Here is a 15,800-nt window from a genome sequence, read left to right as displayed (position 1 = left end):
ATGAAAATATTTTATAGTTTTGCAGTCCTATTTTACATCCTCGAGTGGCGGAACTGGTAGACCTGTCTGCCGACAGGCAGGCGCGCTAGTTGAAATATTGTAATAATGGTTTGGGTTTATGCTATTTCTAGTTTAGATTTCAATTACATTTATGTCAGGATGTCCGTCAATGTAAGTGAACGATTGAAAAGACATAATAATCGTAGAGAAAGAACTACCAGACCATATGCTCCTTATAAATTGATCTATAAGGAAGAGTGTGAAAATAGAATTGAAGCTCGCAAAAGGGAAAAGTATTGGAAATCTGGTATTGGAAAAGAAAAACTCAGAGAGCTAAGAAATGAAGAATAGGTATATTTATTGAATTTTGCTCGAGTGGCGGAACTGGTAGACGCGCTGGATTCAAAATCCAGTTCTTTCGGGAGTGTGGGTTCGATTCCCACCTCGAGTACAAAAAAAACCAAGACGAAAGTCTTGGTTTTTTTGTTAAAGACCTCATGGGAAACATCATTTTCAGGTAATAACTATTGTGCTGTTATTTTTGATGTGGACCCTATTATTGAAGCTCCTTCTTAAAAAAAGCAATTGTCCTTTCCCAGGCCAATTCTGCCGCCTCCCTGTCGTACCTAGGGGTAGTATCGTTATGAAAACCGTGGTTCGCCTTTTCATAGATATAGGCCTGGTATTGTTTTCCATGTTTCTTTAAGGCAGCCTCATACGCAGGCCACCCCTCGTTCACGCGCTTGTCCAGTTCCCCGAAATGAAGCAACAGGGGCGCATTTATCTTGTCGATATCTTCAGTGGGTTGGCCTCCATAAAATGGGACTGCGGCCCCTAGATCGGAAACTTTAACGGCCATCATATTGGAAATCCAACCTCCAAAACAAAAACCGACAACACCTACATGACCATTGCAGTCAGGATGTGATTTTAAATGGTCGAAGGCAGCGATGAAATCTTCCAGCATTTCATTCCTGTCGCGTTTGCGCTGAAGTTCACGGCCATCGTCGTCGTTGCCGGGATAGCCACCTAAGGGCGTAAGGGCATCGGGGGCCAAGGAGACGAATCCCGCCAAAGCGGCACGTCGACCAACGTCCTCAATATGTGGATTCAATCCACGATTTTCATGTACCACAACGATTCCGGGAAGTTTACCGGTGGCATCGGCAGGCTTGGAAAGCAATCCTTTTATAGAACCTCCGCCTTTGGGCGAATCGTAATGTATATACTCTGATACTAAACGTGGGTCATCCTGTTTTATCTGCTTTTTTTTTACATAGTCGGGAGAGATAAAGCTAAGTAGGGAAGGTAGGGTTAACCCACCAACGGCATAGGTCGATAGTTTATCCAAAAACAGCCTTCTGCTTACCCTATTATGGGCGTAATCGTCATATAGGTCGAACACCTCTTGTTTAATGTCTTCTTTTTTTAATTCTTTCATAATCGTCCGATTTTTATTTTAATACGTGTTTCATAAAATGTTCTTTGTAGGCCCTTCCTATGGGTAAGGCCGTCTTTTTGTCCAAGTAAACTCGATTACCGATAATTTTTTCAATTTTTAGGGTATTAATAATATAGGATTTATGAATCCTGATAAATCGATTAGGATCTAGAAAACCTTCCCAGAACCGAAGTGGTTCTTGAGATAAGTGTTTGTATAATCCGGTATATACTTCGGTATAATCAGCATCGGAATGTATGAAAATAATATCGGAAACATCGATTTTGATATGTTCATAACCCGATTTGATAAAGATAATTTCAGGGGATGTTTCCCTTGTTATCGAATTTTTGATCTGTAGTTGCTCCGATTTTGGTGGGGGTACTTTTGAAACGGCCTGTACAAAACGTTCAAAGGAAAAAGGTTTTAAAAGATAATCGATTACGTCGTATTCATAACTTTCCAAGGCATAGTCAGAAAATGCGGTCGTAAGAATAACTTTGGGGTTTAGACTCGTATTTTTTAAAAAATCAATACCGGAGATTTTTGGTAGATGAATATCCAAGAAAATAAGATCAATAGATTCGGTCTTTAAAAAAGCCATGGCCTGTAATGCATCGGCAAAAGTGCCTTTAAGATCCATATTCCCCATATCGGCAATATACTTTTTAAGTACCCGTTGTGCCGGTGGTTGATCTTCGATAATAATACAACGTATCATGCCTTGGCTGTTTTTAACTGAATTTTCAATGCTACCGAAAATAGTCCCTCATTATCGTCTATTGTTAATGTATGTGAGTTGGGGTATAAGAGCTGTAATCTTTTTTTAACGTTCTGAAGACCTATACCTTTCGCTAGACTTTCGGTGTTTCCCTTTGACCTAAACGAATTTTTACATTCGAATTCCATCATGCCATTGTCGTTTACCTTGATGGTGATATCGATAAAAATATTATCCGACTGGCTTGCTGTACTGTGCTTAAAGGCATTTTCGATAAAAACGGTCAGGATTAAAGGTGCGATTTGGTATTCAGCGGTAATATTTTTGGTTTTAAAACTAACCTTACCCCGTTCTTCTATTTGGAGTTCGTTCAACTTTGTAAAATTTTCAAGGTGTTCGATTTCTTTGGGAAGCGATACGAATTTTTCTTTGCAGTCATATAACATATAACGAAGTACCGAGGAAAGCTCCAGAATGATCGATGGCGTTTTTGGTGATTGGGCAATAGCATAAGAATAAAGATTGTTCAGGTTGTTGAACAAAAAATGGGGATTGATCTGCGATTTAAGGAATTGCAATTCACTTTCTTGAATGGAAGAACGCAATTCTTCGACTTCCAATTGTTTTTTTGAAGCATCCCAGGCAAATTTGAAACCTGCTAAAATGGTAATGATGGGCATTACATCCATAAGGCCGTAAATCACTCCTTGAAATCGAGACCCCTTGGTATCTGGATAGTATATTTTTTCGAGGACCATTTCTTCGATCAACATTATGGCGGTGACGACTACGATGGCCGAAATAATGAAACTTATATAGTGTTTTTTATAGAAGAAGCGAGGTAATAAACCATAATTGATAACAAAAGCGCCCAAGGCATAATTGATAAAGGCAAATATTTTAAACTGTTCTATATGGGGTTCTTCCCGGTCGAAGGTAAAGAACAAAAACAGTAAGACATGCAATAAGAATTGAAAAATGATTTCCTTGGAAGTAGCGTTTAATTTGTGCGGTAAGGTTGCCATACCTTAAAAATAAGGATTGTAGTTAAGTAATACTTCCAAAAACCGCCATCGACAGATTTGATAGGGTCAACGTCATTGCTCAAGTCTTGTGTCGTTCACTGTAAAACTGCTGTCGTTCACGGAATATAGGTTGACTATTACCTATAAAAATATAACTTTTAACCTATCAATTAAAAAATGAAGACCTATGAAACGCTACATACTCTATTCTCTTTTATTTGGATTTCAAATCTTGAATATTACGGGTATCGTTGCCCAGACCACCACCCTGATTACCGGTAAAGTGGTTGATGTCAATGAACGACCTATAGAGTTCGCAACGGTTTTGGTAGCCGATTCTGAAACCCAAAAACCTTTGAGTGGTACCACTACATTGGAAGATGGTAGTTTTGAGCTGGAGACGAAAGCCTCCAATTTCTATATTGAGGTTAGTTTTATCGGTTTCGAGACTAAGACTTTTGGTCAACCTGTGACCAAGGGTGAAACAATAACGTTGGGAACCATTACATTGTCGGAAGATGCCGAGAAATTACAAGAAGTAGTGGTTCGTGGAGAAATATCCCGAACCGAATTTAAGTTGGATAAACGGGTATTTAACGTGGGTAAGGATTTGAGCACTACTGGCGCAAGTGCCTTGGATGTATTGAACAATGTTCCCTCGGTCAATGTGGATATCGAAGGGCAAATAAGCCTCCGGGGCAGCCGAGGCGTCCAAATTTTGATTAATGGTAAACCATCGGTTATCGCTAGCGAAGAGGGTAATACCTTGGGAACTATTACGGCGGATATGATCGATAGGATTGAGGTAATCACAAATCCCTCTGCAAAATACGATGCCGAGGGTACATCGGGCATAATAAACATTGTCATTAAAAAAGACCAAAGAAAAGGTTTAAATGGTTCAGTATCGGTGAATACGGGAGCGCCAGATTCGCATAGTATTGGTATAAGTCTTAACCGAAGAAGTGAAAAATTCAACCTATTCAGTCAATTGGGCTATGGTATTCGGGAACTACCGGATGATAGGATAAATCGAAATGTGGATTTGGTGAACAATACTACTGTACTCTCGACCGGTACGGAGTATAGAAACGAGACGTACTACAATTTTGTGTTGGGTACCGATTACTACATTGATGAAAACAACGTTTTGACACTTTCCGGGAATTTTGCAATGGAGTTGGAAGATCAACCCTCAACAACCAGTTTCACTTCCTTGGATGCCTCCGATAACGTTGTCTCTGAGTGGCAACGTACAGAGGTAACTGAAGCCGAGAATCCTAAACTTCAATTTGAGTTGCAGTATAAAAAGGATTTTAACGGGGATGAGGACCATACCCTGGTATTTAGCTCTTTAGGAAATTTTTTCGGGAAGGATCAATCATCGGACTTTATCAATACAACGCTTAGTGGTACTGATAACGATGCCGAACAAAAAACCCGAACAGATTTTAAGGAATCAGTGTTTACCTTTAAATTGGATTACACCAGGCCATTTTCTGAAAAATGGAAGATAGAGACAGGTGCGCAATATGTATTAAATGATGTGAAGAACGACTACGAGGTCAGTGATTTTGAAAATGGAAGTTTCGTTGTGGACCCTGGTTTGACCAATATTTTCGATTTCGACCAAAATGTATTGGGCGTATATGGTACCGGCTCCTATGAGGGTTCAAAATGGGGCATTAAAGCTGGCCTGCGATTAGAACAAACCAATTTGAATACCTTATTGGAGAACACTGACCAGGCCAACGAACAGAACTATACCAACCTTTTTCCTAGTGTTCATTCCTCTTATAAATTCACGGACAAAATTTCGGTGCAGGCAGGCTATTCAAAGCGTGTCTATAGACCAAGAATGTGGGACCTTAACCCATTTTTCAATATCCGAAACAATTTTAGTATCCGACAGGGAAATCCCGATTTACAACCAGAGTTTACCGATTCGTATGAGATTACCAGTATCTATATTTTAGGTAAGGCATCCATAAATTTCGGGGCCTATTATCGCTATACGACCGATGTCATTGAACGGGTCTCTTTTTTTGCGAACAATGTGAACACAGTGAGACCTGAGAATATTGGAGAGAACAAGGTTACAGGTATTGAATTCAACGCCAAGTACGCCCCCTTTAAATGGATGACACTTAATGCGGATTTCAATTATAGCGAGTTTAAGCGGGAAGGTATTTTTGAAAGTACCGTCTTTGATTTTGATGGAGATCAATGGTCATCTAAAGTTATGGCAAAACTAAAGCTCCCAGCTGATTTTGAATTGGAGACCACGGGCAATTATAACTCGAGAGTGAGAACGGTGCAAGGGGTTCGTAGCGATAATCTTTTTATGGATCTTGGGTTACGAAAGAATATCCTAAAGGGTAAGGCGGTATTGAACTTAAGTGTACGGGACCTGTTCGCTTCAAGAATCAATGAAGATGAAATTGTCCAGAACGATTTCGAGGTCTACAGTCGTCGCCAACGCGGTCGTTTTATTGCCTTGGGCTTTAGCTATGGCTTTGGGAAGGGAGAAGCTATGCAATACTCAGGTCAGCGTAGAAGGTTCTAAAATTGCATCGGGAATAGAAGCATGCAATGAACTGAATTTCAAAAAGTAAAGTTGGTGCTTGATGAAAGTTTGGGCATTACAGGATTTCCTCTGATAAAACTATAGGCTTCAATGCATATTGAAGTCTTTTTTTTTTAGTTATAATGTGTTTTTGGTATTTAAGCGTATTTTTAATACAAATCAAAATACTATGGGTTCACGAAGGGATTTTCTTGAAAAATTATCGATTTCGGCAGTAAGCCTGCCTATTTTATATAGCCCTGCAAGTGTTTTTGCCGCTTGCGACACACCATATGAGGGCCGCATACTTAGAGTGGCCATAATGGGGTTGGGCAATTATGGTACCCGGGTAGCCAATGCGATGCAGGATTGCAAACGGGCCCAATTGGTCGGCGTGATCAGCGGTACCCCTTCAAAAATCACGAAATGGCAGGCTGAATATAACATTCCCGAAAAAAATTGCTACAATTATGAAGATTTTGATGCCATTAAGCATAATCCTGATATCGATGCGGTATATATCATTACACCAAACGGACTCCATTGCGAGCAGGCTATTCGTGTCGCAAAGGCCGGTAAGCATGTGATTTGTGAAAAACCTATGGCCATCAATGCTGAGGAAGGGGAACGCATGGTAATGGCTTGCAAAGCCGCGAATGTAAAATTGTTAGTGGGTTACCGTATGCATTTTGAACCTAAAACCGTAGAGGTCATACGAATGCGAAAGACTGGGGAATTTGGGCAGCCCAGGTTTTTTCAAGGACAAACGGGCTTTGTTATAGGGAATCCTGACCAATGGCGTTTAAACAAGGAATTATCGGGAGGTGGGGCCATGATAGATATTGGCATCTATGCCGTAAATGGGGCCCGGTATATGCTGGGGGAGGAACCTATTTGGGTCACTGCCCAGGAAACAAAAACAGATCCCGTGAAGTTCAAGGCAGGTATTGATGAAACCATAACCTTTCAAATGGGCTTTCCCAGTGGGGCAGTGGCATCATGTCTATCAACCTACGCCATGAGGCATTTAGATCGTTTCTTTATGACGGGGGATGATGGTTGGGTAGAAATGCAGCCTTCCATAGGTTATGGGCCTATCAAAGGGAGAACCCATAATGGGGAACTGAACCAACCGCATATTACCCATCAAACCTTACAAATGGATGGAATGGCCCAACTTATTTTTGAGGGTATTCAACCCTTGGTTCCCGTTGATGGGGAAGAGGGATTGAAGGATCTTAAAATCATGGATGCGATTTACATGGCCGCCAAAACGGGTGGGAAAGTTAGCTTGTAATTGAAAAAATTATTTATTCACACTGATTAAAACGGCCTCACAACTTTTAAGGTCTGAATTCAGGATGATGTTTTCCAAGGTCGTTCCATCGGTGATTTCAACGGAAACAGTATTCGGCGCATATTTTCCTAGGTTATGGGCATATACGAACAGGTCGTTTTTCTTTTTGGGATCCAATGTAATTTCGATGGATTTTTTATGATAGGTCAGCAAGTGTTTTGAAACCACTGTAAAGCCGTTAAGATAAATGGAGACAATATCACCATCTTGCCTACCATGGTCCCAAATGTGTATTTTAATTTTTTCTTTGGTAAAAGCCAATTCCTTAACATAGGTAATATTCCGACCATCGAATTCCATCCTTTTTGGTGCTGCAACAGGCAGTGCTGCTTCAACAGGTTGGGATGCTTCAACTTTTTTTTGTACCGCAGGGGTCTGTGTGGTATTTGCAAGTCTAGCCCGTTCCTTTCTGGCATCCGATTCCTTATTTCGGATAGAAAAATATGGGGTAGAAAATTTTGCGATATGGAATCTATCATCCGGGAACATCTCAATGCCTACTACCTGATAATTATCCCCAGAGCCGATGTTCTTGGCTAAAACGATATCCTTGGCCATTCCTGTATTTTTAAACGTACCCAATTCCTGCACCACCATATCATCCTTGGCAAGGAAAAAGCGTATCGATTTCGCCGTGCCGATATTTTGGGTGGTCCATTCCAGTTCTGCCGGTCCAGGTATGGTCCAAATCGAATGACTATTTGGAGAGGTGATGTTGATTGAAGATTTCAAGCTGCCAAGTTCTCCTCCCCCCCCTAAGTTTTTTAGACCCTCTGATGCATTGAGAGAATTAAAGGAATCGATAAAGTCATTATGGGTCAATGAAAAATCATAGCTATTGGCATGCCCCTGCATCCAATGAAACAGCATAAAAACACTAAGTATAAAAATTGTTCGCATAACAAAATACCAATACTATACGATTGGCAAGTTTTATGAATCAAAGTTTATGCCAATCCCTATAGTAACGAAAATTCGACGTAAATATTTGGTTGTCCGTTCAATTGTTACATGATATACTAGTGTAAACTATTTCTTTGTAGATTTAAGCAAGGTATTTTAATTAAGGATACCGGTAAAATGAACATTGAAATGCAAAAAGAAGATCTGGTTCAATGCCATAATAGAATAGCCCCATATATTCATAGAACGCCTGTTCTCACGTCTCGTTTAATAGATAAAATGGCGGGTGCGGAACTCTTTTTTAAGTGTGAGAACTTTCAAAGAATGGGCGCCTATAAAATGAGGGGAGCCACCAATGCGATTTTGCAACTTTCAGAAGGGCAAAGAAGTAAAGGGGTCGTTACCCATTCCTCTGGTAATTTTGCCCAGGCCCTTACCTTGGCGGCAAAAAGCCTCGGGGTTAAGGCATTCATTGTGATGCCAACCTCTGCCCCACGGGTAAAGAAAGATGCGGTTTTGGAATATGGAGGGAAAATCATTGAATGTGAACCCACATTGGAAGCGAGAAAGGCGGCCGCCTTAAAGATCGAAGCGGAAATGGGGACGACTTTTATCCACCCATCGAATAGTGTCAATGTCATTATCGGCCAAGGCACCGCTTGCATGGAACTATTGGAAGAACATCCTGATCTTGATTTTATAGTAGTTCCTGTCGGCGGAGGTGGGCTCATTGCCGGTACGGCGTTGGCAGCACATTATTTTGGGAATAAATGTAAGGTCATTGGTAGTGAACCGTTCGCTGTTGATGATGCCTATCGCTCGCTTCAAAGTGGAAAGATCGAGTTGAACAAAACAACGGATACCATTGCAGACGGACTCAAAACAAACTTGGGCGATAAGAATTTTCCATTGATACGTAAGTATGTGAACAGTATTATTCGTGTTACCGAGGAAGAGATTGTCGAAGCCATGCGCTTGATCTGGGAGCGTATGAAGATTATCATAGAACCATCAAGCGCCGTAGCCTTCGCGGCCGTATTGAATGAAAAAGATAAGTTCAAGAACAAAAAAGTGGGAATCATTATTTCCGGTGGCAACGTTGATTTAAAAAAACTTCCATTTTAAACGTTTTTTCACTTAAAACCGGTCATTTATCTGTTTTTTGGGTCAATAGGACTAATAAATACATGTTTTCGCATTCACGGAATGGGCTTTGTAATCCAATAGCTAATAACGCTAAATATTAGGATTATGAAAACAGCACTACTTATTAAGGAGATTTATTTGGAAGCATTTCGAAATTTGGGACATCTTATCCTAAAGCACTATTTAAGAATCTTTTCGTGGTTCAGTTTTATGTTGATCATTCTTGGGCTGTATGCATTGATTTTCAGGATACTCACTGGCTTTGCTTTTGATTAACGATTCTTTTGCAATCGGTTTTGTTCATCATATGGGCTTGGGAATTATTTTTGGCCCGTCCGAGTGTAAATTAATCGGTTGTACCGCAAATACTGGGTATTTCATCTCTATTTATACTTGCTTAAGCCAATAACCTGACAAAGTCTCCAGCTTTATATAACCTTTGTATTTAACTAATTTTTAAATGGATAACTTATGAAGATAATTTTACTTTTTAAAGAAATTTATTTGGAAGGATTCAGGAATATCGGAAACTTGATTCTAAGGAACTATTTCAAGGCCTTTGCCTGGTTCAGTTTCGTTCTATTTGTTGTGGCTCTGTATGCTTTTATTTTCAGGGTATCTACTGGCTTTGCTTTTGATTAGGGCAAAAAAGACGAAAATATATTGGAAATAATCCATATAATTGGAAATATTCCATATATTAGCTATCCCTTTTTAGGGTAGCAAATAAAACAATGAGCTGTCCCCTTTTTGGGATAGCAAATAAAACAATGAGCTGTCCCCTTTTTGGGATAGCAAATAAGAACCATCAGCTATCCGAAAAGGATAGCTATGAACAAAACCATTTTACATTTAGACCTCGATACTTTTTTTGTATCCGTAGAGCGTCTTATCAACACTGAGCTGCAGCACAAACCTTTGTTGGTAGGCGGCACAAGCGATAGGGGCGTGGTGGCGGCCTGTAGTTATGAGACCCGTGGTTTCGGGGTACATTCTGGCATGCCCATGAAAATGGCGCGGGAACTATGTCCGGAGGCTGTGGTTATCAGGGGCAATGCAGGTACTTACAGCAAGCATTCCGATATGGTCACCGAGATTATCAAGGAACAGGTACCCCTGTTCGAAAAATCGAGTATTGATGAGTTCTACGCCGACCTTACTGGCATGGATCGTTTTTTTGGCTGCTACCAATACGCTTCCGAACTTCGACAAAGAATCACTAAAGAAACGGGCTTACCCATTTCTTTTGGACTTTCGGTAAATAAAGTGGTCTCCAAAGTAGCCACCAATGAGGCCAAACCCAACAATCAGCTAAAAGTCGATTTTGGGTACGAGAAACTTTTTCTGGCTCCCTTGTCCATTAAAAAAATACCTATGGTGGGTGATAAGACCTATCAGACCCTCCGCAATCTGGGATTGCGAAAAGTAAAAACCGTTCAAGAAATGCCGATGGATTTGATGCAACGTGTATTGGGCAAGAACGGGGTGGTGATATGGAAACGTTCGAATGGGGTAGACCACACACCCGTAATCCCTTTTTGTGAGCGAAAATCGATTTCGAACGAACGTACTTTTGATAAGGATACCATAGACGTGGTAAAACTCCGGGGCATTCTTTTAGCGATGACCGAGAATCTGGCCTTTCAATTGCGTAGGGGCGAAAAACTGACGGCCTGCATCGCGGTAAAGATCCGCTACTCCGATTTTAATACTTATACCAAGCAAATGCGTATTCCGTATACGAGCGCCGACCATATCCTTATTCCCAAGGTCATGGAACTGTTCAAGGCATTATACAATAGAAGGTTGTTGGTACGCTTGGTAGGCATACGCTTTAGCCATTTGGTAAGTGGCAATTACCAAATCAACCTTTTTGATGATACCGAGGAGGCGTTGAACCTCTATGCGGCCATGGATCATATTCGCGAACGCTACGGGGATAAAAGCGTGGTCCGAGCCTCGGCTATGGGTGCTAGGACCATTGGTAGAATGCACAACCCGTTCAACGGGCAACCGCCGATTGTGCTTGCGCACCGGAAACAATAAATATCAAATTCCAAATGACAAATTCCAAAGATTATGAAGAAAAATACGGTTTACAATTTAGAGGATAGGACATATTTGTTTGCAAGGGAATGTCGATTTTTTGTAAGAACATTGCCTAAGACCTTAAGTAATATTGAAGATGGAAAGCAACTTATAAGAGCTTCTGGATCAGTAGGTGCAAATTATATTGAGGCTAATGAAAAGCTTGGTGATAAAGACTTTTTGATGAGGGCCAAGATTGCGAGAAAGGAAGCTAAAGAAGCACAATATTGGCTTAAACTTTTAAAAGATTTAAATGTTGATCATCAGCTAAAGATTGAAGAACTAATTGCGGAGGCCGATGAGTTAAGAAGAATTTTGTCATCCATAATTAATAAAAGGTCAATTTCAAAAAATTAAGCTTTAAACGCTATACAAATACGGCTTAGTACTTGGAATTTGGAATTTGGAATTTGGAGTTTGTCATTTGGAATTTGGTACTTATACCATGTACTTAAACTGCCATACATATTATAGCCTACGCTTCGGAACCTTTTCCGAACTCGAACTCTTGCAATTGGCCCAAGCGAACCATGTGACCCAATTGGCCCTGACCGATATCAACAATACCTCGGCCGGACTCAATTTTGTACGCAAGGCCAAGCAATTCAACATACGTCCTATTCTCGGTATCGATTTTAGGAACGGGGTCGAGCCCTGTTTTGTGGGGCTTGCCAAAAACAATGATGGCTATCAAGAATTGAATGCTTTTTTGTCCTGGCACCTGCATCAAGGGGAAAAGCTGCCCGCCATCGCCCCACATTTTGAAAATGCCTATATCATTTACCCTTTTGAGAAAGTATTGCTCAATGACCAAATCACCTTTTCCGATGATGAATACATCGGTATTTCGATTGCCGATTTGCGGCGATTGCCTTTTTCCAGGTTGGTGGAGTTAAAGCCCAAATTGGTGGTCTTACAACCCGTTACCTTTAGGAACAAACGCGATTATAATGCCCATCGGCTCTTACGTGCCATTGATAATAATGTATTGTTGAGCAAGCTTCCCCAAACGGAGGTGGCCTCTGATGACGAAAAAATGTTCCCCATCGAGAATTTGGCAGCGGCCTTTTCAGAATACCCTTTTATTTTAGAGAATACAGAAAAGTTGATGAACTCCTGCAGCATACATTTCGATTTTTCGGAGGGGCGCGAACCCCAGAACCAAAAGACCTATTTACAGACCAAGGAAAAAGATGAGGAACTGCTAGGGCACTTATGCCAAAAGGGCTTGCCGTACCGCTATCCTGAAGTAAACGAAACGATTTTAAACCGGTTGCACAAAGAGTTGACCCTGATCAAAAGAATGGGTTTTGTCTCCTACTTCCTGATCAATTGGGATATTGTTTCCCATGCCCAAAAGAAGGGCTTTTTCTATGTAGGCCGTGGTAGTGGCGCCAATAGTATCGTAGCCTATCTGTTGCGGATCACCGATGTAGATCCCATAGAGCTCGATTTGTATTTTGAGCGTTTTATCAACCTGTATCGGGTGAATCCGCCCGACTTCGATATCGATTTTTCATGGCGCGACCGTGAGGAAATGACCCAGTATATTTTTGATACGTTCCAGAATGCCGTGCTTTTGGGCACCTATGTAACGTTTAAGCATCGCGGGGTGGTACGTGAGCTGGGTAAGGTGTTCGGACTGCCCAAGAGCGAGATTGATCTATTGGCCGAAGGGCGGTACCAACCCTCAAAGTTGGATGAGGTTTCGCGCTTGGTCTTGAAGTATGGCGAGTTGATCAAGGGCATGCCCAATTATTTGAGTATCCACGCCAGTGGTATTTTGATCAGTGAAAAACCGGTACATTGGTTTTCGGCCACCCATTTACCGCCCAAGGGATTTGCCACGGTCATGTTCGATATGGTCATTGCCGAGGATGTGGGGCTCTATAAGTTCGATATTTTAGGACAGCGTGGCTTGGCAAAAATAAAGGAGACCTTGGAGATTTTGGAGGACAGCCGTCCCGAGGAAATCCCGAAGTTCGATATTCATGATATCAAAGCCTTTAAGAATGATCCCAATATCAATAATATGATAAAGTCCGCCCAATGCATGGGGTGTTTTTATGTGGAATCGCCGGCTATGCGTATGCTGCTTAAAAAATTGCAGGTAGACAATTATTTGGGGTTGGTGGCGGCAAGCTCGATCATACGCCCGGGGGTATCCAAAAGCGGTATGATGCGGGAATATATCCTGCGGCATCGTAATCCTGGGCGGGCTGAGGAAAAGGCGCATCCGGTGATGTTGGATATTATGCCCGAGACCTATGGTGTCATGGTCTATCAGGAAGATGTAATCAAAGTGGCCAACTGTTTCGCAGGGTTGGATCTGGGGGAAGCCGATGTGTTGCGTAGGGGCATGAGCGGCAAATTCCGTTCGCGCGAGGAGTTTCAGAAGGTAAAGGACAAGTTCATCGATAACTGCCGGGAAAAGGGCTATGATGAGAAGCTCGTTTCCGAGATTTGGGACCAGATTGCCAGTTTTGCCGGTTATGCCTTTGCCAAGGGGCATTCCGCTTCCTATGCCGTGGAAAGTTACCAAAGTCTGTTCTTAAGGGCCTATTATCCGTTAGAATATATGGTGGCCGTACTCAATAATGGGGGAGGCTTTTACCGGGCCGAGAGTTACATTCACGAGGCCCGTATGTTGGGGGCTACCATTCACGCGCCCTGTGTAAATAAAAGCCAACCCGCGAATTGTATTTATGGTACGCATTTGTACTTGGGCCTTATGTATTTAAAGGAGCTGGAAAGCCGGGTTATGGATCGCATCCTAAAAGAACGCATAGCGAACGGTGTCTTTACCTCCTTGGCCGATTTTCTGGATCGGGTGACCATCTCCATAGAGCAGGTGAGTATCCTTATCCGTATCGATGCTTTTCGGTTTACGAAAGTGAACCAGCATGAGTTGTTATGGCAGGCACATTTGTTCCTTTCCAAGGGGATGTTGGTAGACCATCCAAAGCTGTTTCCACCACGACATCAGAAGTTCAGCATTCCCAAAATGCATAACACCGATCTTGAAATGGTCTTTACCCAATTGGAACTCTTGGGCTTTTGCCTCTGCAGCCCCTTTGAATTATTGAAAGAGCCCCCTAGAAATGACCATGGTAGCAGGGATTTGGAAAGGTATCTGGGAAACCATATCGATATTTACGGGTATTTGGTCACGGTAAAGAATACGAGTACCCATACCGGAAAGCGGATGCATTTTGCCACCTTGTTGGACCAACAGGGTGCCGTGTTCGATACGGTATTGTTTCCGCCCGTGGCGGCCCAATACTTTTTTAGGGGTAGGGGCGTATACCGCTTTTATGGCAAGGTGGTGAGCGAGTTCGGTTTTTTGAGTATCGAGGTCATTAAAATGTTGAAGCAGGATTATGTACAGGATCCAAGATATTCTGATATGAAAACCGCGAACAAGGTGTTTAAGGAGAAAGAGGCCAAAAAGGTCAATGCGGATAAAGAGTAGGACGAAAGCCGTAAACCTATATCAATTCCTAACTTTTACCGTAATGATAACCATCATAAAAGGCAAAACACAGGGAGTAGAACAATAAAAGGGGATTTTATAGAGTTCAGTACTTACAAATCGGATATAAGGTTTATCATCCAAGATTAAAAAATGGGAACAAAAGCTATTTTAATCCTGTTACTCCTATCAATTCTATCTTGCTCAAAAGCGGATAGCGATAGCAAAGAACCGATTTCCTATCCCACTTTCGGTCCTGAAATAGACGTAACAATAGAAGGACTGACATTCGATGCGATGGAACCATTCCTATCGCCTGATGGCACCAATTTGTTTTTCAACAATATAAATGATGGAATCGATACCAAATTATTCTATGCGACTAAAGTAAACGATTCAACATTTACCTTGGCCGGGGAATTGACAGGGACGGGGCAAAGCGCTGAATTTCATTTGGATGCCGTCCCGGATATGGACTCCAATGGTAATTTCTACTGGACCTCTACCCGGGATTACCCAGCAGAATTGGACAATCTTTTTCACGGGGTTTTCAACGCCGGAAACGTCACTGGAATTTCCAGGGTACATGGGGATTTTAATTTGAACATCCCCGGTTGGTTGATTATGGATCACGGGATAAGTCTCGATGGACAGTTTTTATATTTCAACAATGCTCGTTTCGACGATCAAAATTGTACAGGTCCCTGTGAAACTCGATTGGGGGTGGCCCAAAAAGTAGATGCCACAATGTTTACGACCCTACCTACCTCTGAAACGATCATGGCAAACATCAACGATGCCGCTTATGTGTATTATGCCCCCTGTATCAGTAGCGATAACTTGGAACTTTACTACACGAGATACGCAAAAGGGCCCATTACCACAAACACAAGGCTTGAGATCTGTGTGGCAGTTAGAAACGATGCGGAAGACCCTTTTTCGATACCCCAGGTGTTGTTCTCGGAAACCATCTCCGATCTGATTGAGGCTCCGACGTTAAGCGTGGACAATCAGATTATCTATTACCACAGAAAAATTCCCGGTTCCCATAAGATTGTAATGCGCTATCGCATGGGATAAT

14 protein-coding genes and 1 tRNA gene are annotated in these 15,800 nt (G+C 41.8%); 11 read left to right on the top strand and 4 right to left on the bottom strand.

Going from position 1 to position 15,800, the window contains the following annotated elements; genetic code table 11:
* Positions 1–105 precede the first annotated feature (105 nt).
* A complete protein-coding gene (locus HPE63_RS06220) occupies positions 106–351 on the top strand; it encodes a GIY-YIG nuclease family protein (RefSeq protein WP_188313395.1) in 246 nt (81 codons plus the stop codon).
* An 18-nt stretch (positions 352–369) separates the two neighbouring features.
* A tRNA-Leu gene (locus HPE63_RS06215) sits at positions 370–451 on the top strand.
* 105 nt (positions 452–556) lie between these two features.
* Here HPE63_RS06215 and HPE63_RS06210 read toward each other — a convergent pair.
* The 3 genes from HPE63_RS06210 to HPE63_RS06200 are packed head-to-tail and all read right to left on the bottom strand — an operon-like array spanning position 557 to position 3,187.
* Positions 557–1,441, bottom strand: coding sequence for a dienelactone hydrolase family protein (locus HPE63_RS06210; RefSeq protein ID WP_188313394.1), 885 nt, complete (start codon positions 1,439–1,441; stop codon positions 557–559).
* A 13-nt stretch (positions 1,442–1,454) separates the two neighbouring features.
* A complete protein-coding gene (locus HPE63_RS06205; RefSeq protein WP_188313393.1) occupies positions 1,455–2,162 on the bottom strand; it encodes a LytR/AlgR family response regulator transcription factor in 708 nt (235 codons plus the stop codon).
* Positions 2,159–3,187, bottom strand: coding sequence for a sensor histidine kinase (locus tag HPE63_RS06200; protein WP_188313392.1), 1,029 nt, complete (start codon positions 3,185–3,187; stop codon positions 2,159–2,161). Before HPE63_RS06200 ends, HPE63_RS06205 begins: the two co-directional genes overlap by 4 nt.
* A 187-nt stretch (positions 3,188–3,374) precedes the next feature.
* Between HPE63_RS06200 and HPE63_RS06195 the strand changes: the two genes are divergently transcribed.
* Both HPE63_RS06195 and HPE63_RS06190 read left to right on the top strand, forming a co-directional pair.
* Positions 3,375–5,753 carry an outer membrane beta-barrel family protein gene (locus tag HPE63_RS06195; RefSeq protein WP_188313391.1) on the top strand — a complete coding sequence of 793 codons (2,379 nt, stop codon included), beginning with the start codon at positions 3,375–3,377 and terminating at the stop codon, positions 5,751–5,753.
* A 190-nt stretch (positions 5,754–5,943) separates the two neighbouring features.
* On the top strand, positions 5,944–7,050 hold the full coding sequence (locus HPE63_RS06190) for a Gfo/Idh/MocA family protein (protein ID WP_188313390.1): 1,107 nt from the start codon (positions 5,944–5,946) through the stop codon (positions 7,048–7,050).
* Between the two features lie 9 nt (positions 7,051–7,059).
* Here HPE63_RS06190 and HPE63_RS06185 read toward each other — a convergent pair whose 3' ends face one another.
* Positions 7,060–8,010 carry a hypothetical protein gene (locus HPE63_RS06185; protein ID WP_188313389.1) on the bottom strand — a complete coding sequence of 317 codons (951 nt, stop codon included), beginning with the start codon at positions 8,008–8,010 and terminating at the stop codon, positions 7,060–7,062.
* A 192-nt stretch (positions 8,011–8,202) separates the two neighbouring features.
* Between HPE63_RS06185 and HPE63_RS06180 the strand changes: the two genes are divergently transcribed.
* The 7 genes from HPE63_RS06180 (at position 8,203) to HPE63_RS06150 (ending at position 15,799) form a co-directional block, all read left to right on the top strand.
* Entirely contained in the window at positions 8,203–9,138 is a 936-nt protein-coding gene (locus HPE63_RS06180) for a pyridoxal-phosphate dependent enzyme (RefSeq protein WP_188313388.1), read from the top strand.
* A 126-nt stretch (positions 9,139–9,264) separates the two neighbouring features.
* Complete coding sequence (locus HPE63_RS06175; RefSeq protein ID WP_188313387.1) at positions 9,265–9,435, top strand: DUF6747 family protein; 171 nt, start codon at positions 9,265–9,267, stop codon at positions 9,433–9,435.
* Positions 9,436–9,630: 195 nt separating this feature from the next.
* A complete protein-coding gene (locus tag HPE63_RS06170) occupies positions 9,631–9,801 on the top strand; it encodes a DUF6747 family protein (protein WP_188313386.1) in 171 nt (56 codons plus the stop codon).
* 189 nt (positions 9,802–9,990) lie between these two features.
* Complete coding sequence (gene dinB / locus HPE63_RS06165; RefSeq protein WP_188313385.1) at positions 9,991–11,205, top strand: DNA polymerase IV; 1,215 nt, start codon at positions 9,991–9,993, stop codon at positions 11,203–11,205.
* Positions 11,206–11,238: 33 nt separating this feature from the next.
* Positions 11,239–11,604, top strand: a complete 366-nt coding sequence (locus HPE63_RS06160) for a four helix bundle protein (protein WP_188313384.1) — start codon at positions 11,239–11,241, stop codon at positions 11,602–11,604.
* An 88-nt stretch (positions 11,605–11,692) separates the two neighbouring features.
* Positions 11,693–14,719, top strand: coding sequence for a DNA polymerase III subunit alpha (locus HPE63_RS06155; protein WP_188313383.1), 3,027 nt, complete (start codon positions 11,693–11,695; stop codon positions 14,717–14,719).
* 153 nt (positions 14,720–14,872) lie between these two features.
* Positions 14,873–15,799, top strand: coding sequence for a PD40 domain-containing protein (locus HPE63_RS06150; protein WP_188313382.1), 927 nt, complete (start codon positions 14,873–14,875; stop codon positions 15,797–15,799).
* The last annotated feature ends 1 nt before the right edge of the window (position 15,800 follow it).

Origin of the sequence: Maribacter arenosus (genome assembly GCF_014610845.1) — a bacterium.
Lineage (GTDB): Bacteria > Bacteroidota > Bacteroidia > Flavobacteriales > Flavobacteriaceae > Maribacter_A > Maribacter_A arenosus.
The sequence above is the reverse complement of the archived record's forward strand: the minus strand, read 5'-3'. Positions and strand labels throughout refer to the sequence as shown.

Excerpts from the sequence above, each read along its gene's own strand:
- HPE63_RS06220 (WP_188313395.1), top strand. The coding sequence starts at position 106 with ATGGTTTGGGTTTATGCTATTTCTAGTTTAGATTTCAATTACATTTAT.
- HPE63_RS06210 (WP_188313394.1), bottom strand. The coding sequence starts at position 1,441 with ATGAAAGAATTAAAAAAAGAAGACATTAAACAAGAGGTGTTCGACCTA.
- HPE63_RS06205 (WP_188313393.1), bottom strand. The coding sequence starts at position 2,162 with ATGATACGTTGTATTATTATCGAAGATCAACCACCGGCACAACGGGTA.
- HPE63_RS06200 (WP_188313392.1), bottom strand. The coding sequence starts at position 3,187 with ATGGCAACCTTACCGCACAAATTAAACGCTACTTCCAAGGAAATCATT.
- HPE63_RS06195 (WP_188313391.1), top strand. The coding sequence starts at position 3,375 with ATGAAACGCTACATACTCTATTCTCTTTTATTTGGATTTCAAATCTTG.
- HPE63_RS06190 (WP_188313390.1), top strand. The coding sequence starts at position 5,944 with ATGGGTTCACGAAGGGATTTTCTTGAAAAATTATCGATTTCGGCAGTA.
- HPE63_RS06185 (WP_188313389.1), bottom strand. The coding sequence starts at position 8,010 with ATGCGAACAATTTTTATACTTAGTGTTTTTATGCTGTTTCATTGGATG.
- HPE63_RS06180 (WP_188313388.1), top strand. The coding sequence starts at position 8,203 with ATGCAAAAAGAAGATCTGGTTCAATGCCATAATAGAATAGCCCCATAT.
- HPE63_RS06175 (WP_188313387.1), top strand. The coding sequence starts at position 9,265 with ATGAAAACAGCACTACTTATTAAGGAGATTTATTTGGAAGCATTTCGA.
- HPE63_RS06170 (WP_188313386.1), top strand. The coding sequence starts at position 9,631 with ATGAAGATAATTTTACTTTTTAAAGAAATTTATTTGGAAGGATTCAGG.
- dinB (WP_188313385.1), top strand. The coding sequence starts at position 9,991 with ATGAACAAAACCATTTTACATTTAGACCTCGATACTTTTTTTGTATCC.
- HPE63_RS06160 (WP_188313384.1), top strand. The coding sequence starts at position 11,239 with ATGAAGAAAAATACGGTTTACAATTTAGAGGATAGGACATATTTGTTT.
- HPE63_RS06155 (WP_188313383.1), top strand. The coding sequence starts at position 11,693 with ATGTACTTAAACTGCCATACATATTATAGCCTACGCTTCGGAACCTTT.
- HPE63_RS06150 (WP_188313382.1), top strand. The coding sequence starts at position 14,873 with ATGGGAACAAAAGCTATTTTAATCCTGTTACTCCTATCAATTCTATCT.